At 69.9% G+C, this 18830-nt stretch carries 17 protein-coding genes, 1 tRNA gene and 1 pseudogene; 13 read left to right on the forward strand and 6 right to left on the reverse strand.

What is annotated here, in order from left to right:
* Positions 1-18 precede the first annotated feature (18 nt).
* The 8 genes from ACFLIM_RS11750 to ACFLIM_RS11785 all read left to right on the forward strand — a co-directional run bounded on the left by ACFLIM_RS11750 (position 19) and on the right by ACFLIM_RS11785 (position 5604).
* The gene (locus tag ACFLIM_RS11750) at positions 19-813 is read left to right on the forward strand and encodes a uracil-DNA glycosylase (RefSeq protein ID WP_393164536.1); all 795 of its coding nucleotides are present in this window, start codon (positions 19-21) and stop codon (positions 811-813) included.
* 95 nt (positions 814-908) lie between these two features.
* Positions 909-2225 (forward strand): NAD(P)/FAD-dependent oxidoreductase, encoded by a 1317-nt coding sequence (locus ACFLIM_RS11755; RefSeq protein ID WP_393164537.1) that lies wholly within the window; start codon positions 909-911, stop codon positions 2223-2225.
* Positions 2226-2308: 83 nt separating this feature from the next.
* Positions 2309-2821, forward strand: coding sequence for a glycine cleavage system protein R (locus ACFLIM_RS11760; protein ID WP_393164538.1), 513 nt, complete (start codon positions 2309-2311; stop codon positions 2819-2821).
* Positions 2818-3342: a peptide deformylase gene (locus tag ACFLIM_RS11765; RefSeq protein ID WP_393164539.1), complete on the forward strand. Its 525-nt coding sequence runs from the start codon at positions 2818-2820 to the stop codon at positions 3340-3342. Before ACFLIM_RS11760 ends, ACFLIM_RS11765 begins: the two co-directional genes overlap by 4 nt.
* Before the next feature lie 49 nt (positions 3343-3391).
* Positions 3392-3464 (forward strand) — tRNA-Leu (locus ACFLIM_RS11770).
* 485 nt (positions 3465-3949) lie between these two features.
* Complete coding sequence (locus tag ACFLIM_RS11775; RefSeq protein WP_393164540.1) at positions 3950-4741, forward strand: Bax inhibitor-1/YccA family protein; 792 nt, start codon at positions 3950-3952, stop codon at positions 4739-4741.
* A 168-nt stretch (positions 4742-4909) separates the two neighbouring features.
* Complete coding sequence (locus ACFLIM_RS11780; RefSeq protein ID WP_393164541.1) at positions 4910-5143, forward strand: DUF4287 domain-containing protein; 234 nt, start codon at positions 4910-4912, stop codon at positions 5141-5143.
* 53 nt (positions 5144-5196) lie between these two features.
* A complete protein-coding gene (locus ACFLIM_RS11785; RefSeq protein WP_393164542.1) occupies positions 5197-5604 on the forward strand; it encodes a PPOX class F420-dependent oxidoreductase in 408 nt (135 codons plus the stop codon).
* A gap of 193 nt (positions 5605-5797) precedes the next feature.
* On the opposite strand, the gene ACFLIM_RS11790 is transcribed toward ACFLIM_RS11785, so the two are convergent.
* Genes ACFLIM_RS11790 through ACFLIM_RS11800 form a run of 3 tightly spaced genes read right to left on the reverse strand, consistent with a single transcriptional unit; the run spans position 5798 to position 9460 of the window.
* A complete protein-coding gene (locus ACFLIM_RS11790) occupies positions 5798-7015 on the reverse strand; it encodes an acetyl-CoA C-acetyltransferase (RefSeq protein WP_393164543.1) in 1218 nt (405 codons plus the stop codon).
* Positions 7016-7073: 58 nt separating this feature from the next.
* Positions 7074-8417 carry a hypothetical protein gene (locus tag ACFLIM_RS11795; protein ID WP_393164544.1) on the reverse strand — a complete coding sequence of 448 codons (1344 nt, stop codon included), beginning with the start codon at positions 8415-8417 and terminating at the stop codon, positions 7074-7076.
* A gap of 59 nt (positions 8418-8476) precedes the next feature.
* Positions 8477-9460 (reverse strand): SGNH/GDSL hydrolase family protein, encoded by a 984-nt coding sequence (locus tag ACFLIM_RS11800; protein ID WP_393164545.1) that lies wholly within the window; start codon positions 9458-9460, stop codon positions 8477-8479.
* A gap of 128 nt (positions 9461-9588) precedes the next feature.
* Here ACFLIM_RS11800 and ACFLIM_RS11805 point away from each other — a divergent pair, with 128 nt between their 5' ends.
* A complete protein-coding gene (locus ACFLIM_RS11805; RefSeq protein ID WP_393164546.1) occupies positions 9589-10959 on the forward strand; it encodes a cystathionine beta-synthase in 1371 nt (456 codons plus the stop codon).
* On the opposite strand, the gene ACFLIM_RS11810 is transcribed toward ACFLIM_RS11805, so the two are convergent.
* Positions 10956-11813: an NAD(P)-dependent oxidoreductase gene (locus tag ACFLIM_RS11810; RefSeq protein ID WP_393164547.1), complete on the reverse strand. Its 858-nt coding sequence runs from the start codon at positions 11811-11813 to the stop codon at positions 10956-10958. The two genes, ACFLIM_RS11805 and ACFLIM_RS11810, sit on opposite strands and share 4 nt — an antisense overlap.
* Positions 11814-11875: 62 nt before the next feature.
* On the opposite strand from ACFLIM_RS11810, the gene ACFLIM_RS11815 reads away from it, so the two are divergent.
* Positions 11876-15052 (forward strand): BTAD domain-containing putative transcriptional regulator, encoded by a 3177-nt coding sequence (locus ACFLIM_RS11815; protein WP_393164548.1) that lies wholly within the window; start codon positions 11876-11878, stop codon positions 15050-15052.
* On the opposite strand, the pseudogene ACFLIM_RS11820 reads toward ACFLIM_RS11815, so the two are convergent.
* Positions 14975-15997: pseudogene (locus ACFLIM_RS11820) on the reverse strand (sensor histidine kinase); the annotation flags it as partial. The gene ACFLIM_RS11815 and the pseudogene ACFLIM_RS11820 overlap by 78 nt on opposite strands.
* A 192-nt stretch (positions 15998-16189) precedes the next feature.
* Between ACFLIM_RS11820 and ACFLIM_RS11825 the strand changes: the two are divergent.
* The gene (locus ACFLIM_RS11825; RefSeq protein WP_393164549.1) at positions 16190-16417 is read left to right on the forward strand and encodes a hypothetical protein; all 228 of its coding nucleotides are present in this window, start codon (positions 16190-16192) and stop codon (positions 16415-16417) included.
* Positions 16418-16541: 124 nt separating this feature from the next.
* The gene (locus tag ACFLIM_RS11830; RefSeq protein WP_393164550.1) at positions 16542-17681 is read left to right on the forward strand and encodes a cystathionine gamma-synthase; all 1140 of its coding nucleotides are present in this window, start codon (positions 16542-16544) and stop codon (positions 17679-17681) included.
* Positions 17682-17694: 13 nt separating this feature from the next.
* Here ACFLIM_RS11830 and ACFLIM_RS11835 read toward each other — a convergent pair whose 3' ends face one another.
* Positions 17695-18129: a hypothetical protein gene (locus tag ACFLIM_RS11835; protein WP_393164551.1), complete on the reverse strand. Its 435-nt coding sequence runs from the start codon at positions 18127-18129 to the stop codon at positions 17695-17697.
* A 273-nt stretch (positions 18130-18402) separates the two neighbouring features.
* Here ACFLIM_RS11835 and ACFLIM_RS11840 point away from each other — a divergent pair, with 273 nt between their 5' ends.
* Positions 18403-18816, forward strand: coding sequence for a DUF6292 family protein (locus ACFLIM_RS11840; protein ID WP_393164552.1), 414 nt, complete (start codon positions 18403-18405; stop codon positions 18814-18816).
* Positions 18817-18830 lie beyond the last annotated feature (14 nt).

Consider the following 18830-nt stretch of genomic DNA (forward strand, 5'->3'; position numbering starts at 1 on the left):
TCGGGCACCATCGGTGTCATGAGCTTCGTACCTCCTGGCACCGGCTGGCCCGGCGACCCGGCGACCGCTGACACCCCGGTCGCCCTCGACCCCGCGGACGTGCGCCGCCTCGCCGCCACCAGCAACACCCTCGCGGAGCTCACGGCCGTCCAGTCCGTCTGCCGGGCCTGTCCCCGCCTGGTGGAATGGCGCGAGGAAGTCGCCACGGTGAAGCGGCGCGCGTTCGCGGACGAGACTTACTGGGGCCGCCCAGTCCCGGGCTGGGGCGCCGAGCGGCCGCGGATCCTGCTGGTCGGCCTGGCGCCGGCCGCGCACGGGGGCAACAGGACCGGGCGGATCTTCACCGGCGACCGCAGCGGCGACTGGCTGTTCGCCTCGCTGTACCGCAGCGGCCTGGCCACGCAGGAGACCAGCACGCACGCGGGCGACGGGCAGGAGCTCCTGGACGCGCGGGTGGTGGCGGCCGTGCGCTGCGCGCCGCCCGGGAACAAGCCGACCCCGTCGGAGAAGACCACGTGCTCCCCGTGGCTGGCGCGCGAGGTGGCGCTGGTCGTGCCATACCTGCGGGTGGTCGTGGCGCTCGGCGGCTACGCCTGGCAGGCCATGTGGCCCGCCCTCAAGGATGCGGGTTACGACCTGCCGCGCGGCCGCCCGCCGTTCGGGCACGGGGCCGAGGTCGAGGTCCGGTACGGCGACACGCCCGTGACGCTGATCGGCTGCTACCACCCCAGCCAGCAGAACACGTTCACCGGCCGCGTCACCGCCCAGATGCTGGACGACGTCTTCACCAGGGCCAGGTCACTGGCTGTGTGACGCGTTGCACCACGCCCGGATTGGCTTCATCGAGTGCACTTGCCGTAAGCTTGTGAATGCTTTCACAAGCACTCCACGAGAGGTGGGGCCTCAGGATGAACAAGCACATCTTGGTCGTCGGCGGTGGATACGTCGGCCTGTACACAGCGCTCCGGCTGCAGCGCAAGCTCCATCGCGAGCTGCGCAGTGGCGAGGCACGAGTCACGATCATCGACCCCCAGTCCTACATGACCTACCAGCCCTTCTTGCCTGAGGCGGCGGCGGGTAACCTCTCGCCCAGGCACGTGGTGGCCCCGCTGCGGCGGATCCTGTCCAAGGCGCGCATACTCAACGGCGCGGTCACCAAGATCAACCATTCGGAACGCACGGTCACCTTCCAGCCGGCCGAGGGGGAGCCGCGGCAGGTGGCGTACGACGTGATCGTGATGGCGGCGGGATCGATCTCCCGCACGCTGCCCATCCCGGGCCTGACCGACATCGGCATCGGGTTCAAGACCGTGGGCGAGGCCATCGCGCTGCGCAACCGGGTGCTGCACCTGCTCGACGTGGCCGAGTCGACCGACGACCCGGAGGTGCGGCGCAGGGCGCTCACGTTCGTGGTGGTCGGGGCGGGCTTCGCCGGGGTGGAGGCGCTGGCCGAGCTCGAGGACATGGCCAAGGACTCGACCCGCTACTACCGCAACATCAGGCCGTCGGACATCCGCTGGGTGCTCGTTGAGGCCACGAACCGGGTGCTGCCCGAGGTCGGCCCCGAAATGGGCAAGTGGACCCTGGAGCAGCTGCGCGAGCGCGGCATCGACGTCAAGCTCGACACGCGCCTGGAGTCCTGCGAGGGCGGGCACGTGGTGCTGTCGGACGGCTCGGAGTTCGACGCCGAGACGCTCGTGTGGACCGCGGGCGTCAAGCCCAGCCCCGTGGTGAACGACAGCGACCTGCCCCTCGACGAGCGCGGCCGGATCAAGGCCACCACCACGCTCGCCGTCGCGGGCACGCCAGACGCCTTCGCGGCCGGTGACGCCGCGGGGGTGCCCGACGTGACGAACCCCGGCCAGTATTGCGCCCCGAACGCCCAGCACGCCGTTCGCCAGGCCAAGGTGCTGGCCGACAACATCGTCCGTCACCTGCGCGGACAGCAACTGGCCGAATACCGTCACAAGTATGTCGGATCGGTCGCCGGCCTGGGCCTCCATCAGGGCGTCGCCAATGTCTATGGCGTCAAGCTTCGCGGATTCCCTGCGTGGTTCATGCACCGCACCTACCATCTGTCGCGGGTGCCGACGCTGAACCGCAAGGTCCGTGTCGTCGTCGATTGGACCCTGGCGCTGTTCTTCAAGCGAGAGACGATCTCGCTGGGTGAGATGGAGCACCCGCGCGAGGACTTCAGGGCCGCGGTGGCGACGACTCGCCGCTAGCCCAGGTACGGCAGAGCGCCCCGGCGACCATCGCCGGGGCGTTTTCGGCGCCCCTTGGTCGCGAGGGGAAAGGGGTACCACGGGTGGGGCTCTCAGCGGTGACCGTGCTCGGCGTGGACCGGCCCGGCGTGATCGCCGCCGTCACCGGTTCGCTCGCCGACTGCGGGGCGAACATCCAGGACTCGACCATGACGCTGCTCGGCGGCCACGTGGCGATGATGTTGCTGGTGTCGGGCGAGCTGGACTCCGCAGAGCTGCTGAAACGCCTGTGCGCGCCCGACCTCGTGGTGACCGCCTCGGCCATCGAGGCCCGCCGTCACTTCTGCGAGGAGGGGGGCGGCCTCGGCTACGTGCTGACCGTGCACGGCCCCGACCGGCCCGGCATCATCTCCGCCATCAGCGCCGTGCTGGCGGCGGACGGCGGCAACATCACCGGCATGAGCACCAGGCTCACCGGCCGCCTGTACGTGCTGATCGCCGACGTCGAGCTGCCGAAGGAGGTGGACGTGGCGGCGCTCATGCGCAGGCTGGCGACCGTCGGCGCCAGCCTGGACTCGGAGATCACCTTCCGCCCCGTCGAACCGGACCTGCTGTGAACGGGCCACGGGGGACCCCGCGCGAGGTCCTCGGCGCTCCACACCCGCTCCTGTCCGCCGCGGCCGAGCCGGTGGACCCGACCGCCCCCGAGGTCGTGACCGGCGCCGCCGACCTGCTGGCCACCCTGCGCCGTGAGCTGGCCACGACCGGCCTGGCGGCCCCCCAGATCGGCCTCAGCTGGCGGCTCATCGCCTTTGACACCCGACTCCACCCCCGAAGCCGGTCATGGGCCGGAGAGCTCGTCATCGTCAATCCACGCCTCGCGGCGGCCTCCCACTGGGACCACGCCCGCGAGGGGTGCGCGTCCATCACGGGGCTGACGGCAGATGTACGGCGTGCGACCCGTATCACCGTACATGGGCATTTGCCAGGCAGCGGCGAGCCCGTCACCATCGAGGCAGACGCCTTCGAAGCCCGTTGCATTCAGCACCAACTCGACCATCTGGACGGTCTACTCTTCTTGGACAGAGTCCCTCGAGCGCTATCACTTCACCGCAGACTTCACAGTTGTGACGCCTGATGCGAAGTTGTGCTCCTCGGAAGCATGGTCCGTTTCGTATGATTGCGGCGCCCCCGTAGCCCAAAGGCAGAGGCAAACCCCTTAAAAGGGTTGACGTGCGGGTTCGAATCCCGCCGGGGGCACTTGCCATCTTCGCCGTCTTCAGGTCTTTGACCTGGAGATTTACCGCGATCGTGCGGCGGGCCCGCTTCAATTGTTCTAAGGCTGATATCGAGTTGTTACGGAGCTGCCATCTTCCCCGATGGCGTAGGGTCTGCGGGCCACAGACCGGACCGGCTGAGCCCGCCCTGGAGGAGCCTAGTAAGCTCTGGTGGGCAGGCGGCCGAGTCGGATTCCACATTGACAAACTGCCTCGTTTCTGCGTTCCCGGAGTTTCCCTTTCTGTGAATGGTTGACTACGCATTAGATACGGCCTTTTCCGGTGGCCGGTCGGGAAACACCGCGGGGCGGCGGGGTGGCCTGGCGGGGGGCTCGGATGACCTTGGGAACTTCACGGCGCACACGTTCGTTGGGATCGCTGCCGAAGTCCCGAATGAACATCGATCTGACGCGTCAGTTGACCAAGGTGCCGCCAGGCCCCGTAGGCTCGGCGTCACAGGAGGCAGCGATGGAGAGCAAGAACCCCGTATTCAGCAGGTCGCGGCAGCAGGCCGGTGGCTGGGCCGGCCCCGCACCGTCCCCCGACCAGTTGCAGAACATGTACGACGCCCCGTCGTACACAGCCCCCGCCCGGCCCGCCTCTCGGGCGATGACGATCGACGACGTCGTAGTCCGCGGCTTCATGACCCTTGGCGTGCTGGTGGTGGCCGCCGGAGCCGCCTGGTATCTCGAGGTCCCGATCGGCGTGGCCGTCGTCTCGGCGATCATCGCCCTGGTGCTCGGCCTGGTCGCGTCGTTCAAGATGAGCACCAACCCGGCGCTCATCCTGTCCTACGCCGTGTTCGAGGGCGTGTTCCTGGGCGCGTTCAGCAGCGTGATGGAGGCGCGCACCGGCGGCATCGTGCTGCAGGCGATCCTCGGCACCGCCTTGGCATTCGGCGGCGTGCTGACGGTCTACTCGCTGCGCGTCATCCGAGTCACTCCCAAGCTGGTCAAGTTCGTCGTCGCCGCGGGCGTCGCGGCGATCGGGCTGATGCTCGTCAACCTGCTCGCGGGCCTGTTCCTCCCCGGCGGGCTCGGCCTGCGCACCGACTCCGGGATCGGCATCGCCTTCAGCGCTCTGATGATCCTGCTCGGCTGCTTCTTCCTGCTGCTCGACTTCGACTCCATCGAGCAGGGCGTCAAGCAGGGGGCGCCGGAGAAGTTCGCCTGGCAGTGCGCGTTCGGGTTGACGCTTAGCCTGGTCTGGATCTACCTCGAGGTGCTGCGCTTCGTCAGCTATTTCACCAGTAGTGACTGATCGTTAAGCACCCGTTCAACTCCGAGGGCCTCGCCGTACCGGCGGGGCCCTCTCTGTGTGCGACCGAAAATCTACGTGCCGTCACAAAATGATGCCTGGTTGGGGGCTTGCCATCTGGACGCCGGTGTTGCACTGTCAAGCAAAGGACCTTAATCCGCGGAGGTGCCCATGTCCTTGAACCACTCACCGGAGACGCAGACGAAACTCATCGCAAGGGTCCCCACGATAACGGGACGCGAACTCCCCGAGTGGTTCCAAGCCATCGACAACGGCCCGGCCTTCCTGAGGTGCGACGAGCGGGCCAACTGGCTTGCCGACGAGCACGGGCTGACCCACGGCTACGCCGCCGCGATCGTCCTCGAACACGAGCGGCACCGCCGTAACCGCATGGGCTTCATCTAAGCCCTCCATCCCCCGCGCCCGCGCCGATAGCGCGGGCGCGTCATCATGAGGGAATGGATCTCGACAAGGCACTTGATTTTCTCCGCGCCAACCACAACGCCATCCTCCTGACCAGGCATCGCGACGGGCGCCCGCAGATGTCACCGGTGACGGCCGGGGTCGAGGGTGATCAGGTGGTCATCAGCTCCAGGGAAACGGCGAGCAAGGTCCGCAACATCGCCCGCGACCCGAACGTCTCGTTGTGCGCTTTCACGGGCGCCTTCTACGGCGACTGGATCCAGGTGGACGGGGTGGCCGACATCCTCCAGTTGCCGGAGGCCATGGACCACCTGGTCACGTACTATCGCAACATCTCGGGCGAGCACCCGGACTGGGCGGACTACCGCGCCGCCATGGTCCGCGACCGCCGCGTCCTCGTCCGCATCACCCCGACCCACGCGGGCCCAGACCGCCACGGATAGCCGCCCTCTGGTGGCCGGGATCAACCATCCTGTACGGCATGCCGTGGTCGAGCCAACCGCCGCACATGGCTGAGGCGGTCCAGGGAAACGGCCGCTGACCGGATGACGGTGGCCCGCCGCTACGCGAGCCCCCGTTACCCGAGTTCCGCGGCCCACCCCTGGCCACCGTCCACGTTGTGCCGCCCAGTGGGGGTCAGTTCAGGCGCTCAAGGATCATCGCCATGCCCTGGCCGCCGCCCACGCACATCGTCTCGAGGCCGATGCTCTTGTCGTGGTGCTGGAGGCTGTTGATGAGCGTGGAGGTGATGCGCGCGCCCGTCATCCCGAACGGGTGACCCACCGCGATCGCCCCGCCGTTGACGTTGAGCCGGTCCAGGTCGATCCCCAGCTCCCGGTAGGAGGGGATCACCTGGGCCGCGAACGCCTCGTTGATCTCCACCAGGTCGATGTCGTCGATCGCCATCCCCGCCCTGGACAGCGCCTGCTTCGAGGCCTCCACCGGCCCCAGCCCCATGATCTCCGGCGAGAGCCCCGTGACCCCGGTGGACACGATCCTGGCCAACGGCGTGATGCCGAGCTCGGCCGCCTTGACGTCGCTCATCACGATCACGGCCGCCGCCCCGTCGTTCAGCGGACAGCAGTTGCCGGCGGTGACGGTCCCGTCCGGCCGGAAGACCGGGGCCAGCGAGGCGACCTTCTCGTACGTCGTCCCCGCCCTGGGCCCGTCGTCCTTGCTCACCACGGTCCCGTCGGGAAGGGTCGCCGGCGTGATGTCCTTCTGCCAGAACCCGTCCGCAAGCGCCTTCTCGGCGAGGTTCTGCGAGCGCACCCCGAACTCGTCCTGCTCCTGACGGGTGATCCCCTTGAGCTGGGCGAGATTCTCGGCGGTCTGGCCCATGGCGATGTAGATGTCGGGAATATCGCCATCCTGGCGCGGGTCGTGCCAGGTCTGCCCGCCCTCGGTGAACTTCTTGGTACGGCCCAGCGCGTCCAGGAAGACCGGGTTGTGCGTGTCGGGCAGCGAGTCCGAGCTGCCCTTGACGAACCGGGACACGGTCTCCACCCCGGCCGACACGAACACGTCCCCTTCTCCCGCCTTGATCGCGTGGAACGCCATCCGCGTGGTCTGCAGCGACGACGAGCAGTAGCGCGTCACGGTCGTGCCGGGCACGTTGTCGAGCCCGAGCATCACCGACACCACCCGCGCCATGTTGAACCCTTGCTCACCCCCGGGCAGCCCGCAGCCCAGCATGATGTCGTCGATCGTGGCCGGGTTCAGCTGGGGCACCTTGGCCAGCGCCGCCTGGATCATCTGCACGGTCAGGTCGTCGGGACGGATCTCCTTGAGCGACCCTTTGAAGGCTCGTCCGATCGGGGAACGCGCGGTTGCGACGATGACTGCCTCGGGCATGGCCCCTCCTTTGTCGGCGCTATTTATAGAACTATATTCCAGTTCTACCCGGAAGCCTCTACCCGTACATGCCTGGAGCCGTCGCGGTGTGGTCGTTGACCGCGTGCATGCCTCCCTTCTCGTCCCGCCACAACCGCCATCCGTCCTGGCTGCCGGTGAACCAGGGTGGCGGTGCCGGGTCGGCCGAGACCCGCTTGCCGGTGCCGAGGTCGTATTCGCACAGGGCGGCCGTCGAGTAGAACCCGGGCGCCTGCCCGCGCAGCGGCAGCGGCTTGGGGTCGGTGACGCAGAACGACCAGCCGCGCTGCTCCTCCACGGGCACGGACTTGCCGGAGACGATGTCGAAGGCCGTGCCCTTGGTGTTGTGCTGGAGGAAGCCCAGCTTGTCCATCCGGTCGGGCAGGGCCAGCCACCAGCCGGACCCCGGCACGTTGGCCGCGGTGATCTGGCCGACCACCCGCCCTGTCGCCGAGTCCAGCCTGGCGAAGCCGCCGTAGGCGCCCTGGCGGTCGACGGGGCGTACGACGGGGGCGTACCCGGGGTTGCCGCTCGGATAGACGCGTACGACCGAGGGCCGCATCCAGTTGACCGTCCCGTTGCCGATCTTGATGGAGAACAGGCCGAACGAGGAGACCTTCTTCGTCCGGGGGTTCGTGTAGGGGGCGACGTAGCCGACCAGGTCGTCGCCCGTCGCGCCGAACGCCCAGCCGCCCGACAGGTCGAGCCCGGGGCCGAGTGCCTGTTCGATCGGCTGTTGCCACTGGAGCTTGCCGGTCTTGACCTCGTACGACTCGATCATGGGGTTGGCGGCCAGTCTGAGCAGCAGGACCCGGTCCTGGTCGGACCATTCGACCTCGGAGATCCCCGGCAGCTTCCACAGGAGCTTGCCCGTGGCCGGCTCCAGCACCACCGTGCGGGCCTTGGACAGGGCGGTGTGCTCGGACACGCAGACGTAGGGCCCGCAGCGCTGCGGCCCGAACGTCGAATGCATCGGTCTGGCCCACTTCTGCACCCCGGAGCGGGCGTCGCGGGCGACGAGGGTGGCGTTCCAGCGGTCTTTCCTGGCCGGGTCGAGCGCGACGATCATGCCCTGGCCCGGGGACGTCTCCACGATCGCGGGGGCGGAGACGCCCATGCCGGGCAGGCGGCCCGCCATCGTGGCCGGGTACGCCCACAGCCGCCTGCCGTCGCGCAGGCCGACGGCGACGGTCTCGAGCGTGCCGTCGGGCTTCATGGAGGTGGCGGCGACCACCCCGCCCGCGACCGCCATCCGGCTGACCGCGTTGACCTGGGAGTTGTGCCAGGTGGGGAAGGTCGAGGTGGCCGCGTCGCTGCCGGAGCAGGCGGTCACGGCGAGGGTTCCGGCGAGGGCGATGGATGGTTTCCAGAGGGGCCGGAGCACGGGCAATCCACTCCAAAGAGGATGAGGAGTGACGACTCAGGCGCGGAGGGTAACCAAGATCAAGCGTCGTTGACCGACTCGCCGAGCCTCCGGCGGAACAACGTCGCCCACTTCCCGTGCAGGCCCGTCTCCTGTCCGTCGACCCGGGTCGCGGTGACCTCGGTGCCGGGCTCCTCCGCGGCCGTAGCCGCCGCAAGGTAGATCGGTTGCAGTGCTTCGCCGCGTGCGGGGCGCGGCTCAGGCCACAGCCCCAACGCAGCGCACACTGAAGGTAGCACCGCGTGAGCGGCCTGCGCGTAACCTCGGTCAGATGGATGGAAACGATCCGGTCCGAACATTTCTGTCGGATTTGTATCGAATTCCGGCCCCAGAACGTCCGCGAACGCCACCGTCCGCCCGCCCGCGTCCACCACCGCCACCGTCTGCGCCGCCGCGAGCTGGCGGCTCCAGCGGCGCGCGACCCAGCGCAGCGGTTGCGCGATCGGCCGCACCGTGCCGAGGTCGGGGCAGGTGCCCACGACCACCTCGACCCCCGCCTCCCGCAACCGCCGCACGGCCTTGGTCAGATGCCGCACGGCGACCGCGGGTGGCGTCTGCGTGATGATGTCGTTCGCGCCCACGAAGATCACCGCCACGTCGGGCTCCATGGCCAGGGCCGCGTCCACCTGCTCTCCCAGCTCCGACGACGGGGCGCCCGACTTGCCCGCGACGAGGAGGTGTACCGGGCGTTCGGAGACGGCGGCCAGGCCGTGCGCGAGCATGACGCCGGGGGTGTGGCTGGGATCGGTCATGCCGAGGCCGACGGAGGTGGAATCGCCCAACATGGCCAGCTTGAGGGGTTCGCCGGTGAAATCGCCGTAGACGCCGTCGGAAGCCGGGCCGTCGAGGCCGTGCGGACGTCCGATGGCCTTGCGCGCGAGCATGCCTTCGGCGATCAGCAGGCCGTACGCCGTGGCTCCCAGGGCGGTCAGCCCGCCCCCGCCGAGCGCCGCCGCGGTGGCGATTTTACGTGCTGCCCGCGCCATGCCAGCTGCCCAGACCACGTAAGTGCCCTCCCTGGTCGAACTCGGCGGTAGCGTTTGCTTGAAAACTAGCCGAGCGCCTGCCACCCCCACCGGGACTCGGCCACGGGCAAGCTGATCAAGCTTCGGCAAAGAAGGTGAACACCTCGGTGCGCGTTTACGATTCCCTGGTCGACCTGATGGGGAACACTCCGCTGGTCCGGCTGCACAAGGTCTCCGCGGGAGTGCCGGCCCAGGTGCTGGCCAAGGTCGAATATTTCAACCCCGGCGGCTCGGTCAAGGACCGCATCGCGGTGCGCATGATCGACGCCGCCGAGGCGTCCGGCGCGCTGCGTCCTGGGGGCGTCATCGTCGAGCCGACGTCCGGCAACACCGGCGTGGGCCTGGCCATCGTGGCGCAGCAGAGGGGCTACCGGTGCCTGTTCGTGGTGCCGGACAAGGTGGCCCAGGACAAGATCGCGGTGCTGCGCGCGTACGGGGCCGACGTCGTCGTCTGCCCGACGGCCGTCTCGCCCGAGCACCCGGACTCCTACTACTCGGTGTCCGACCGGCTGGCCCGCGAGGTGCCCAACGCCTGGAAGCCGGACCAGTACACCAACGTCAACAATCCCGACTCCCACTACCACTCGACCGGACCCGAGGTGTGGGAACAGACCGATGGCAGGGTCACCCACTTCGTCGCGGGCATCGGCACCGGGGGCACGATCAGCGGCACGGGCCGCTATCTCAAGGAGGTCTCCGACGGCCGGGTGAAGATCATCGGTGCCGACCCGGAGGGCTCGGTCTACTCCGGGGGTTCCGGGCGCCCGTACCTGGTGGAGGGGGTTGGCGAGGACATCTGGCCGGCCACGTACGACACCAAGATCTGCGACGAGGTCATCGCGGTGTCCGACAAGGACTCGTTCAACATGACCCGCAGGCTCGCCCGGGAGGAGGCGCTGCTGGTCGGCGGCTCCTGTGGGATGGCCGTCGTGGCGGCGTTGCAGGTGGCGGCCAAGGCCGGGCCGGACGGCGTGGTGGTCGTGCTGCTGCCCGACGGCGGCCGCGGCTACCTGTCGAAGATCTTCAACGACGACTGGATGGCCGACTACGGCTTCCTGACCACCTCCTCCGACGAGGGGCAGGTCAGCGACGTGCTGGCGCGCAAGAGGCCTGGGCTGCCGGAGTTCGTGCACGTGCATCCGTACGAGTCCGTCAGCACGGCGATCTCGATCATGCGCGAATACTCGGTGTCCCAGCTCCCGGTGATGAAGGAGGAGCCGCCGGTCATGGCGGCCGAGGTGGTCGGCTCCATCGTCGAGCGCGACCTCCTCGAGGCCCTCTACCACGGCCGGCTCTCCTCCGACGACCCGATCGCCGATCACATGTCGGCGCCGCTGCCCACGATCGGCAGCGGCGAGCCGGTGGCGCGGGCGGTCGAGGCGCTGGAGAAGGCCGACGCCGCCGTGGTGCTGGAAGAGGGCAAGCCCACCGGGATGATCACCCGGCAGGACCTGCTCGCCTTCCTCGCGAATCACTAGGGCTTTCTGATCGACTCGATCACGGTGCCGAGGCCCTCGTGGCCGCGCCCCTCGGCGTCGGCGCGCTCGAAGAGTCTCTTCAGCGCCTCCGGCACCGTGGTCTCCACCCCGGCCTCCGCCAGCGCCTCCACGGCGTGGCCGATGCCGACGGCCTGCATGTGCAGGGAGTTCAGCTCGCCCGGATAGACCCCGGCTGCGAACTCCTCCGCCAGGGACTTGACGAACCCCATGGGCCCGTCGCCGCCCAGCTGGGTGAACGACTCCTGCGCGAACGGCGCGAACTCCAGCGGCGACACGCCTGCCGTGCGCAACATGGCCATGGCGTGCATGTGGCTGGTGAGGCTGGACCAGAAGATCAGCAGCTGGGCCTGGTAGAACATCATCGCCAGCCCCTGGTCCGGGCCCACATAGGTGACCTTGCTCAGCGCCTCCAGCGTCCCCCTGTGCTGGTCGACCACGTCCTCGGGCCCGCTGTAGAAGGTGTAGGCCATGGGCAGGCCGATGGCGGGCGGCGGGACCATGATGCCCCCGGTGATGAGCGTGCCGCCGCGCCCCGCCACCCACTCCGCGGCCCTGCGCAACTCCCCGGGCGTGTCCGAGCTGAGGTTGACCACCACCTTTCCGTCCAGCCGGGCGTCGCCGAGACTGTCGTACATCGCCTGGTAGCTGATCTGGCTGACCACCAGGAGATCGCCGTCGGCCGCCGTGTTCGCTCTCCTGGCCCCCTTGGCCAGCAGCGGCTCTGCCTTGCTCGCCGTACGGTTCCACACCGCCACCTCATGGCCCGCCGCCAGGAACGTCTCGGCCATCTTCGACCCCATCGGGCCGAGTCCCACCACTGTCACTTGACTCATGACGCCACCCTCGGACACGCCGCTACGGAAATCCTTCGGCCCCGCTACGGGTTGGGTATGACGTGGTGCGTTTCGGGGTGCTCGGGCCGCTGGCGGTCTGGACGGAGGACGGCTCGCCCGTACCGGTGGCCGAGCCCAAGGTGCGGGCGCTCCTGGCCGACCTGCTCGCGGCCGGGGGCGGTCCCGTCTCGGCGGATCGGCTGATCGACGACCTCTGGGGCGCGCGCCCCGGCCGTAACCCGGTCGGCACCCTCCAGGCCCGCGTCTCCCAGCTCCGCCGCTCCCTCGGCGACCCCGCCCTGATCGTGCACGGGCCTGGGGGCTATCGGCTGGCGGCTCACGATTCCGACGCCGCCCGCTTCCGTACCCTGGTCGAGCGCCGCTCCGCCGACCCCCGGACGCGGGCGGGCGAGCTCGGACAGGCCCTGGCGCTGTGGCGCGGGCCCGCCTACGCCGACTTCGCCGACGCGCCCTTCGCCCGCGCCGCGGCTTCGCGCCTGGAGGAGCTGCGCCTGACGGCGCTGGAAGAGCAGGCAGAGGTACATCTGGAGCTGGGCGAACCTGTTGACCTGGGCGATCTGGTCGCTCGGCACCCGTTGCGCGAGCGGTTGGTCGCCTTGCGCATGAGGGCGCTCTACCGGAGCGGGCGCCAGAGCGAGGCGCTGGCGGCTTACGGCGGGTTGCGGGATCGGTTGCGGGAGGAGCTGGGGCTGGACCCGACGCCTGCGCTGGCCGAGCTCCACCAGGCGATCCTGCGGCAGGACCCGAGGTTGGCAGCCCCGGACCTCGTGCGCGGTCCGCTCGAGGGCCGTCCTGCGGCGCTCACCAACCTGCCCGCGCCTCTGACGGATCTGATCGGCCGGGATGCGGAGTTGGCCGAGGTCCACGAGTTGCTGGTCGGCTCCCGCCTGGTGACGTTGACGGGTCCTGGTGGCGTCGGCAAGACCGTGCTCGCCCTGGCCGCCGCCAGGGAGGAGGCGTTCCCCGACGGGGTGTGGCTGGTCGAGCTGGCGGGGGCGGTGGACGTGGCGGAGGCGGTCGCGGCCCCGCTGGGCGTCCGTGACGACGCCGCCGGGCCGCTGGCGCCCAGGCTGGCCGGTGCGCTGGCGGGCAAGCGCATGCTGCTGGTGCTCGACAACTGTGAGCACCTCGTCGGGCAGGCGGCCGAGCTGGTCGCGGCCCTGTTGCGGGCCGCTCCCGGGCTTCGCGTGCTGGCCACCAGCCAGGAGCCGCTGGGGGTGACCGGAGAGCACGTACGCGTGGTGCCGCCGCTGCCGGAGCCCGAGGCCGTACGGCTGTTCGCGGCCCGGGCGAACGTTCCCCCGAGCGAGGCCGTGGCCACCATCTGCCGGCGGCTCGACGGCATCCCGCTGGCCCTGGAGCTGGCCGCCACCCGGGTGCGGGCCCTTGGGGTGCAGGAGCTCGCGGACCGGCTGGATGACCGGTTCAGGCTGCTCAGCGCCGGTATGCGGGATGCGCCTGCCAGGCAGCGTACGCTCCGGGCGATGATCGACTGGAGCTGGGAGTTGCTGAGCGGGCCGGAGCGGGTGGTGTTGCGGCGGCTGGCCGTACACGCCGACGGGTGCACGCTGGAGGCGGCCGAGGAGGTGTGCGCGGAGCCGGGCGTGGACGTGCTCGACGCGCTGGCCAGGCTGGTGGACCGGTCGCTGGTGGTGCCGGGGCCTCGTTACCGGCTGTTGGAGTCCGTGGCGGCGTACTGTCTGGAGCGGCTGCGCGAGGTGGGCGAGTTCGAGCTGGTTCGTGAGCGGCACGCGCGCCACTACACCGCGCTGGCGGAGCGGGCGGACCTCAAGGGGCCCGGGCAGCGGGAATGGCTGGAACGGCTCGACGCGGAAAGCGCCAACCTGCGGCTCGCCCTCGCGGGACCCGAGGCTCTGCGCCTGGTCAACGCTCTCGCCTGGTACTGGGTGTTGCGCGGCAGGCTCCGCGAGGCCCGCCGAGCCCTGACCGCGCACAGCGCCGTCGACGGCGCCTTGGGGGCCAGGGCGTCGGTCTGGCTGGCGGGGATCGAGTTGCTGATCGGTATGCCCGCGCCGGAGGTGCGCCGGGCCGAGCTCGACCGGGCGGGTACGGCGCTGGCCGACTGGTTCCTGAGCCACGTGCGCTGGGCCTACGGCGACTTTCCGGCGCATGAGGCGGCGGCGGATCGGGCGCTGGCGGGGTTCGAGGAGCTGGGGGATCGGTGGGGGGTCGCGGCGGCGTTGTGCCTGCGGGCCAAGCTCGCCATCGGCCGCGGCGACCTGGCGGCGGTGGAGCGGGACGGGGAGCGGGGGCTGGCGCTGTTCCGGGAGCTGGGGGACGAATGGGGGCAGCTGGAGGCCATGGACGTGCTCGACCGGGCGGCCGAGATCCGCGGCGACTACCCCGAGGTCAGCCGGCTGCGTAAGGAGGGGTTGCGGCTGGCGGAGGAGCTGGGGTTCGAGGTCTCGTTCAAGCTGGCAGGCCTGGGGCGGATCGCGTTGCTGGCGGGGGACTATCTGTTGGCCGACGACTATCACGAGCGGGCCAGGCGGCTGGCGGTCGAGCAGTCGTACAAGTCCGCTGAGGAGAACGCCATACTCGGCCTGGCCATCAGCGCCCGGAGGCAGGGTCGGTACGAGCGGGCGGAGGCGTACCTGCTGCCCCTGCTGGACTGGCTGCGGGAGGCGCGGGGGACGCCTGGGATCGCGTTCGTCATGGCCGAGTTGGGGTTCGCCGCCGAGCAGCGCGGCGACGCGGATCTCGCGCTGGCCAGGCAGCGCGAGAGCTACGAGGCCGCGCGCGCGACCGGGGATCCCCGCGCGATCGCGTTGTCGCTCGAAGGACTGGCCGGGGCCCTGTCCCTCGCGGCGGACGCCGACCTGTCCCTCGGCGCGGGCGCTGCACTGCCCCTCGCGGCGGGCGCCGTCGTGTTCCGTGCCGACGGCGATCTCGCCGGCACGGCCGTGACGGCCGCCAGGCTGATCGGGGCGGCCGAGGCCGTCAGGCTGGCCGTTGGTGCGCCGCTGCCGCCTGCTGAGCGCAGGGACGTCGACCGGATCACCCGCAGGCTGCGTGCCGTGCTGGGAGACGAGGTGTTCGAGCGGGCCGTCGCCTCAGGGCAGCGGGAACTCGGCGACCACTTCCCAGGCGCCCTCGGGGGACGGGCCCGCGTAGAGCCGGCCGCCCAGCGCCTCCACCCGCTCGGCCATCCCGACCAGCCCGAACCCGCCACCAAGTCGGGAAACCCGCGGATCTGAGCTGGCCCCGAAATTCCGTACCCGCAACAGCACCGCCCGCTCGTGGCGCCGCAGATCGGCTTCGACCCAGGCCGTGCGGGACGCGTGCTTGCGTACGTTGGTCAGCGCCTCCTGGAGCACCCGGTGCAGGGTGGTCATGACCTCGGGCGGCAACGTTCGATCGTCGAGCCCGGGTCCGATCTCGAACGCCACCTTCGGCCCGTCAGCGGAGAACCGGTCGGTCAGCATCCGCAGGTCGGCCAGCGTGGTGCCGGGCTTGCGGGCCGCGTCGTCCTCGGTGCGCAACACCGTGACCATGCGCCGCATCGACGTCAGCGCCTCCGACCCGGCCGTGGCGATCGCGTCCAGCGCCGGCACCACCGCCTCCGGTCTGGTCTCCGCGACCGTGCGCGCGGCCTGTGCCTGGACCACGATGCCGGTGATGTAGTGGGCGACCAGGTCGTGCAGCTCCCTGGCCAGCTCCAGGCGTTCGGCCTTGCGTACCGAATGCACCGCCTCCACCCGGCGCTCCTGCTGGAAGCGCAGGTAGCCGCCGATGCCCGCGGCCATCGACCACCCCGCGAGCAGCAGGAACGAGAACGCCAGCCCCGAGTTGTGGTAGTCCCGCCCGATGGCCTCCGCCATCAGGACGATCAGGCCGACGCACGCGAGCACCGCCGCCCGGCGTACCGGCTCCGCGTGCCGCAGCACGCCGATGAGCAGGATGAGCAACGACCCGGTCTCCGCCATGCCGGGGATGCCGACGAACCCGCTGCTCCCGATCGCCGTGGAGACGCTGAACGACAGGGCCAGCATGAGGCTGAACCCCTCCAGCCGGTGCCTGCGCCGCAACACCACGGCCGCGATGCCGCTGGCGCCGCAGAAGGGCACGAGCCACTGGATGCCGCCGATGGAGGCCGCGAGCACGAGGTCGAGCATGAGCATCATGCCCAGCCAGCCGAGCATCGCGATTTCACTCAGCCGGCGGATCCAGTACACGACGCGCTTGGAATCCCGCACGGCCCGAGCCTAGGCCGGAAGTCGGACAAGTCGTATCAACCGTTCGGCCGAGAGAGCCCGCGGGAGACCAGCCCTTCAGCGGAGGCGGCGGGCGGGGTGCGTCGCCGATGCTGGGACATGTCGGAAAGGGGACAGGAAATGGTGGCCATCGGGTTCGCGCTGCTGGGTGTCGGGCTGGTCGTCGGAGTGCTGCTCGCGCTCGCCGACCCCGTGATGCTCTCCCGCGTCAACGGGGAGCCCGCGGAGGGCGGCAGCGGCCGGTTCGTCGAGGCGGGCGTGCTACGGCTCCCGCCTCGCTATGACACGGAGTCGGTACGGCTCCCGCCCAGGTCAGGCGGGGACCGTCACGAGCCCAAGGCGGCCTGACCGACCCGGCTCGCGCGGGCATGGTGCGCGAGCCTCACGGGCGCCGTTGGGGAACGGTGTCCGTAAGCGGCCCGCGATCCGGAGGGGAACGGATCGCGGGCCGACTTCCGTTAACGTTGCCTTTATGAGCAACGGTTTTGAGACCCTGGCCATCCACGCAGGTCAGGAGCCCGACCCGGTGACGGGTGCGGTCGTGCCGCCCATCTACGCGACGTCCACGTACAAGCAGGACGGCGTGGGCGGACTGCGTTCCGGATATGAGTACAGTCGCTCGGCCAACCCCACCAGGACCGCGCTCGAAGACGCGCTGGCGGCGGTGGAGGGCGGGGCGCGCGGGCTGGCGTTCGCCTCGGGGCTGGCCGCCGAGGACACCCTGCTGCGCACGGTGTGCAAGCCGCAGGACCACGTGATCATCCCGAACGACGCGTACGGGGGCACGTACCGGCTGTTCGCCAAGGTGCACAGCCGCTGGGACCTGCACTACGACCCGGTGCCGCTGCACAACCTCGACGCCGTGGCCGCGGCGATGACGCAGAAGACGAAGGTGGTCTGGGTCGAGACGCCCACCAACCCGCTGCTCGGCATCGCCGACATCGCCGCGCTGGCCCAGCTGGCCCACGACAACGGGTCGCTGCTGGTGGTGGACAACACGTTCGCGTCGCCGTACCTGCAGCAGCCCCTCGCTCTGGGTGCTGACGTCGTCGTGCATTCCACCACCAAATACGTGGGCGGGCACTCCGACGTGGTCGGCGGGGCGCTGGTGGCGGCCGATCGTGAGCTGGGCGAGGAGCTCGCCTACTACCAGAACGCGATTGGCGCGGTGGCGGGGCCGTTCGACGCCTGGCTGACGCTGCGGGGGCTCAAGACGCTCGGCGTGCGGATGGACCGACACTGCGACAACGCCGAACGCGTCGTGGACCTGCTGCTCGCCCACCCGCGGGTGACCGAGGTGCTCTATCCGGGGCTGGCCGAGCACGCCGGGCACGAGGTGGCGGCGAAGCAGATGAGGCGGTTCGGGGGCATGGTGTCGTTCCGCGTCGCGGGGGGCGAGGCGGAGGCCGTGGCGGTGTGCGACAGGGCCAAGCTGTTCACGCTGGGGGAGTCGCTGGGCGGGGTCGAGTCGCTCATCGAGCATCCGGGCAGGATGACGCACGCCTCGGTGGCCGGGTCGCCGTTGGAGGTGCCCGGCGACCTGGTGCGGCTGTCGGTCGGCATCGAGACGATCGACGACCTGCTCGCCGACCTCATCCAGGCGCTCGGCTGAGGCGTACGGCGCTTCAGGCGGTCGGGACCACCATCAGGAACAGGATCACCAGCCAGATCACCGACAGCAGGCCGCTGATCGCGGCGATCCGCCCGTTCTGGACCTTCGCGTCGTCGTCCGCGCTCTCGCTGGAGAGCACTCGGACGGCGGTGCGCAGGTCGCGGTCGATGATGACGAGCAGCACGGCGGCCACGATGAACAACGTCATCGAGGCCGTCATGTACCACTTGCCGAGCAGCCCGTTGCCGAGGACCGCGCCCAGCGCCAGCCCGAACACGAACACGCCCAGGGTGCCGAGGCTGTAGATCCTCGTCAGGCGCTGGATGAACTGCAGCGCGGGCACGTTCTTGTTGCGGATGGTACGGGGCGCGGCCATCGTCGCGGCGGTTACCGGGCCGATCGTGAAGATCGCGAAGCCGACGTGCAGCCAGAGAAGCAGGGACGACATGCCGGAGAGACTAGTCCCCAGTGATCTCGATGGGGGAGTCGACACTCTCTTTGCTCTTCTCGGAGCAGCGCATGATCAGCTCCGTGGCCACTATGGCGACGGCCATCATTACGATGAGAAGAATTGCGGCAATCATGGACACCCCTCCTTCCCCGTGCCGGACGTAAATATCGTCCGTAATGACTAGACGCCTGCGCAACGGAATAAGTTCGGCCCGGGTAGGGTGGTTGGCCGTCGCTTTTCTTACCCTCAGGGCACAAGGAGGTGCCGTTCGTGGGCATCAGGCACGTCGAGCCGTACACCGACGAGTGGCTGCAGCAGCCGATCAGCTACGTGCAGCAAGTCATCGACGTGCTGGGACCCGAAGTGACGGACTGGTGGGAAGGCCCCTGCGACCCGCGCGACGCCACACTCAAGCTGTCCGACGGGAGCGCGCTGGTGTGGGACGAGGAGAGCGGCTGGCGCCTCGGGCGCTTCGTCTCAGGCGGGCGCGGCACGCACACCGAGCTGAACGGCGTCCGCTACCTGGGCCACGGCCTGCTACCGAAGCCGGAACGAGTGCCGGCGGCCCTGAACGACGCCAGGGTGGGCGTGGGGGCCAGCTCGGCTTGGCGCCCTTGTTACCGCTCGCACCGCAACTGCCGCGACGGCTTCGACGTCGCCCTCGACTTCTACGTCACCGCCTGAACCCGGGGGATAAG

Origin of the sequence: Nonomuraea marmarensis, assembly GCF_043197025.1 — a bacterium.
Classification (GTDB): domain Bacteria; phylum Actinomycetota; class Actinomycetes; order Streptosporangiales; family Streptosporangiaceae; genus Nonomuraea; species Nonomuraea marmarensis.

Bases quoted from the DNA above. Each gene is read 5' to 3' on its own strand.
- ACFLIM_RS11750 (WP_393164536.1), top strand. From the start codon at position 19: ATGAGCTTCGTACCTCCTGGCACCGGCTGGCCCGGCGACCCGGCGACC.
- ACFLIM_RS11755 (WP_393164537.1), top strand. From the start codon at position 909: ATGAACAAGCACATCTTGGTCGTCGGCGGTGGATACGTCGGCCTGTAC.
- ACFLIM_RS11775 (WP_393164540.1), top strand. From the start codon at position 3,950: ATGGAGAGCAAGAACCCCGTATTCAGCAGGTCGCGGCAGCAGGCCGGT.
- ACFLIM_RS11780 (WP_393164541.1), top strand. From the start codon at position 4,910: ATGTCCTTGAACCACTCACCGGAGACGCAGACGAAACTCATCGCAAGG.
- ACFLIM_RS11785 (WP_393164542.1), top strand. From the start codon at position 5,197: ATGGATCTCGACAAGGCACTTGATTTTCTCCGCGCCAACCACAACGCC.
- ACFLIM_RS11790 (WP_393164543.1), bottom strand. From the start codon at position 7,015: ATGCCCGAGGCAGTCATCGTCGCAACCGCGCGTTCCCCGATCGGACGA.
- ACFLIM_RS11810 (WP_393164547.1), bottom strand. From the start codon at position 11,813: ATGAGTCAAGTGACAGTGGTGGGACTCGGCCCGATGGGGTCGAAGATG.
- ACFLIM_RS11825 (WP_393164549.1), top strand. From the start codon at position 16,190: ATGGTGGCCATCGGGTTCGCGCTGCTGGGTGTCGGGCTGGTCGTCGGA.
- ACFLIM_RS11830 (WP_393164550.1), top strand. From the start codon at position 16,542: ATGAGCAACGGTTTTGAGACCCTGGCCATCCACGCAGGTCAGGAGCCC.
- ACFLIM_RS11835 (WP_393164551.1), bottom strand. From the start codon at position 18,129: ATGTCGTCCCTGCTTCTCTGGCTGCACGTCGGCTTCGCGATCTTCACG.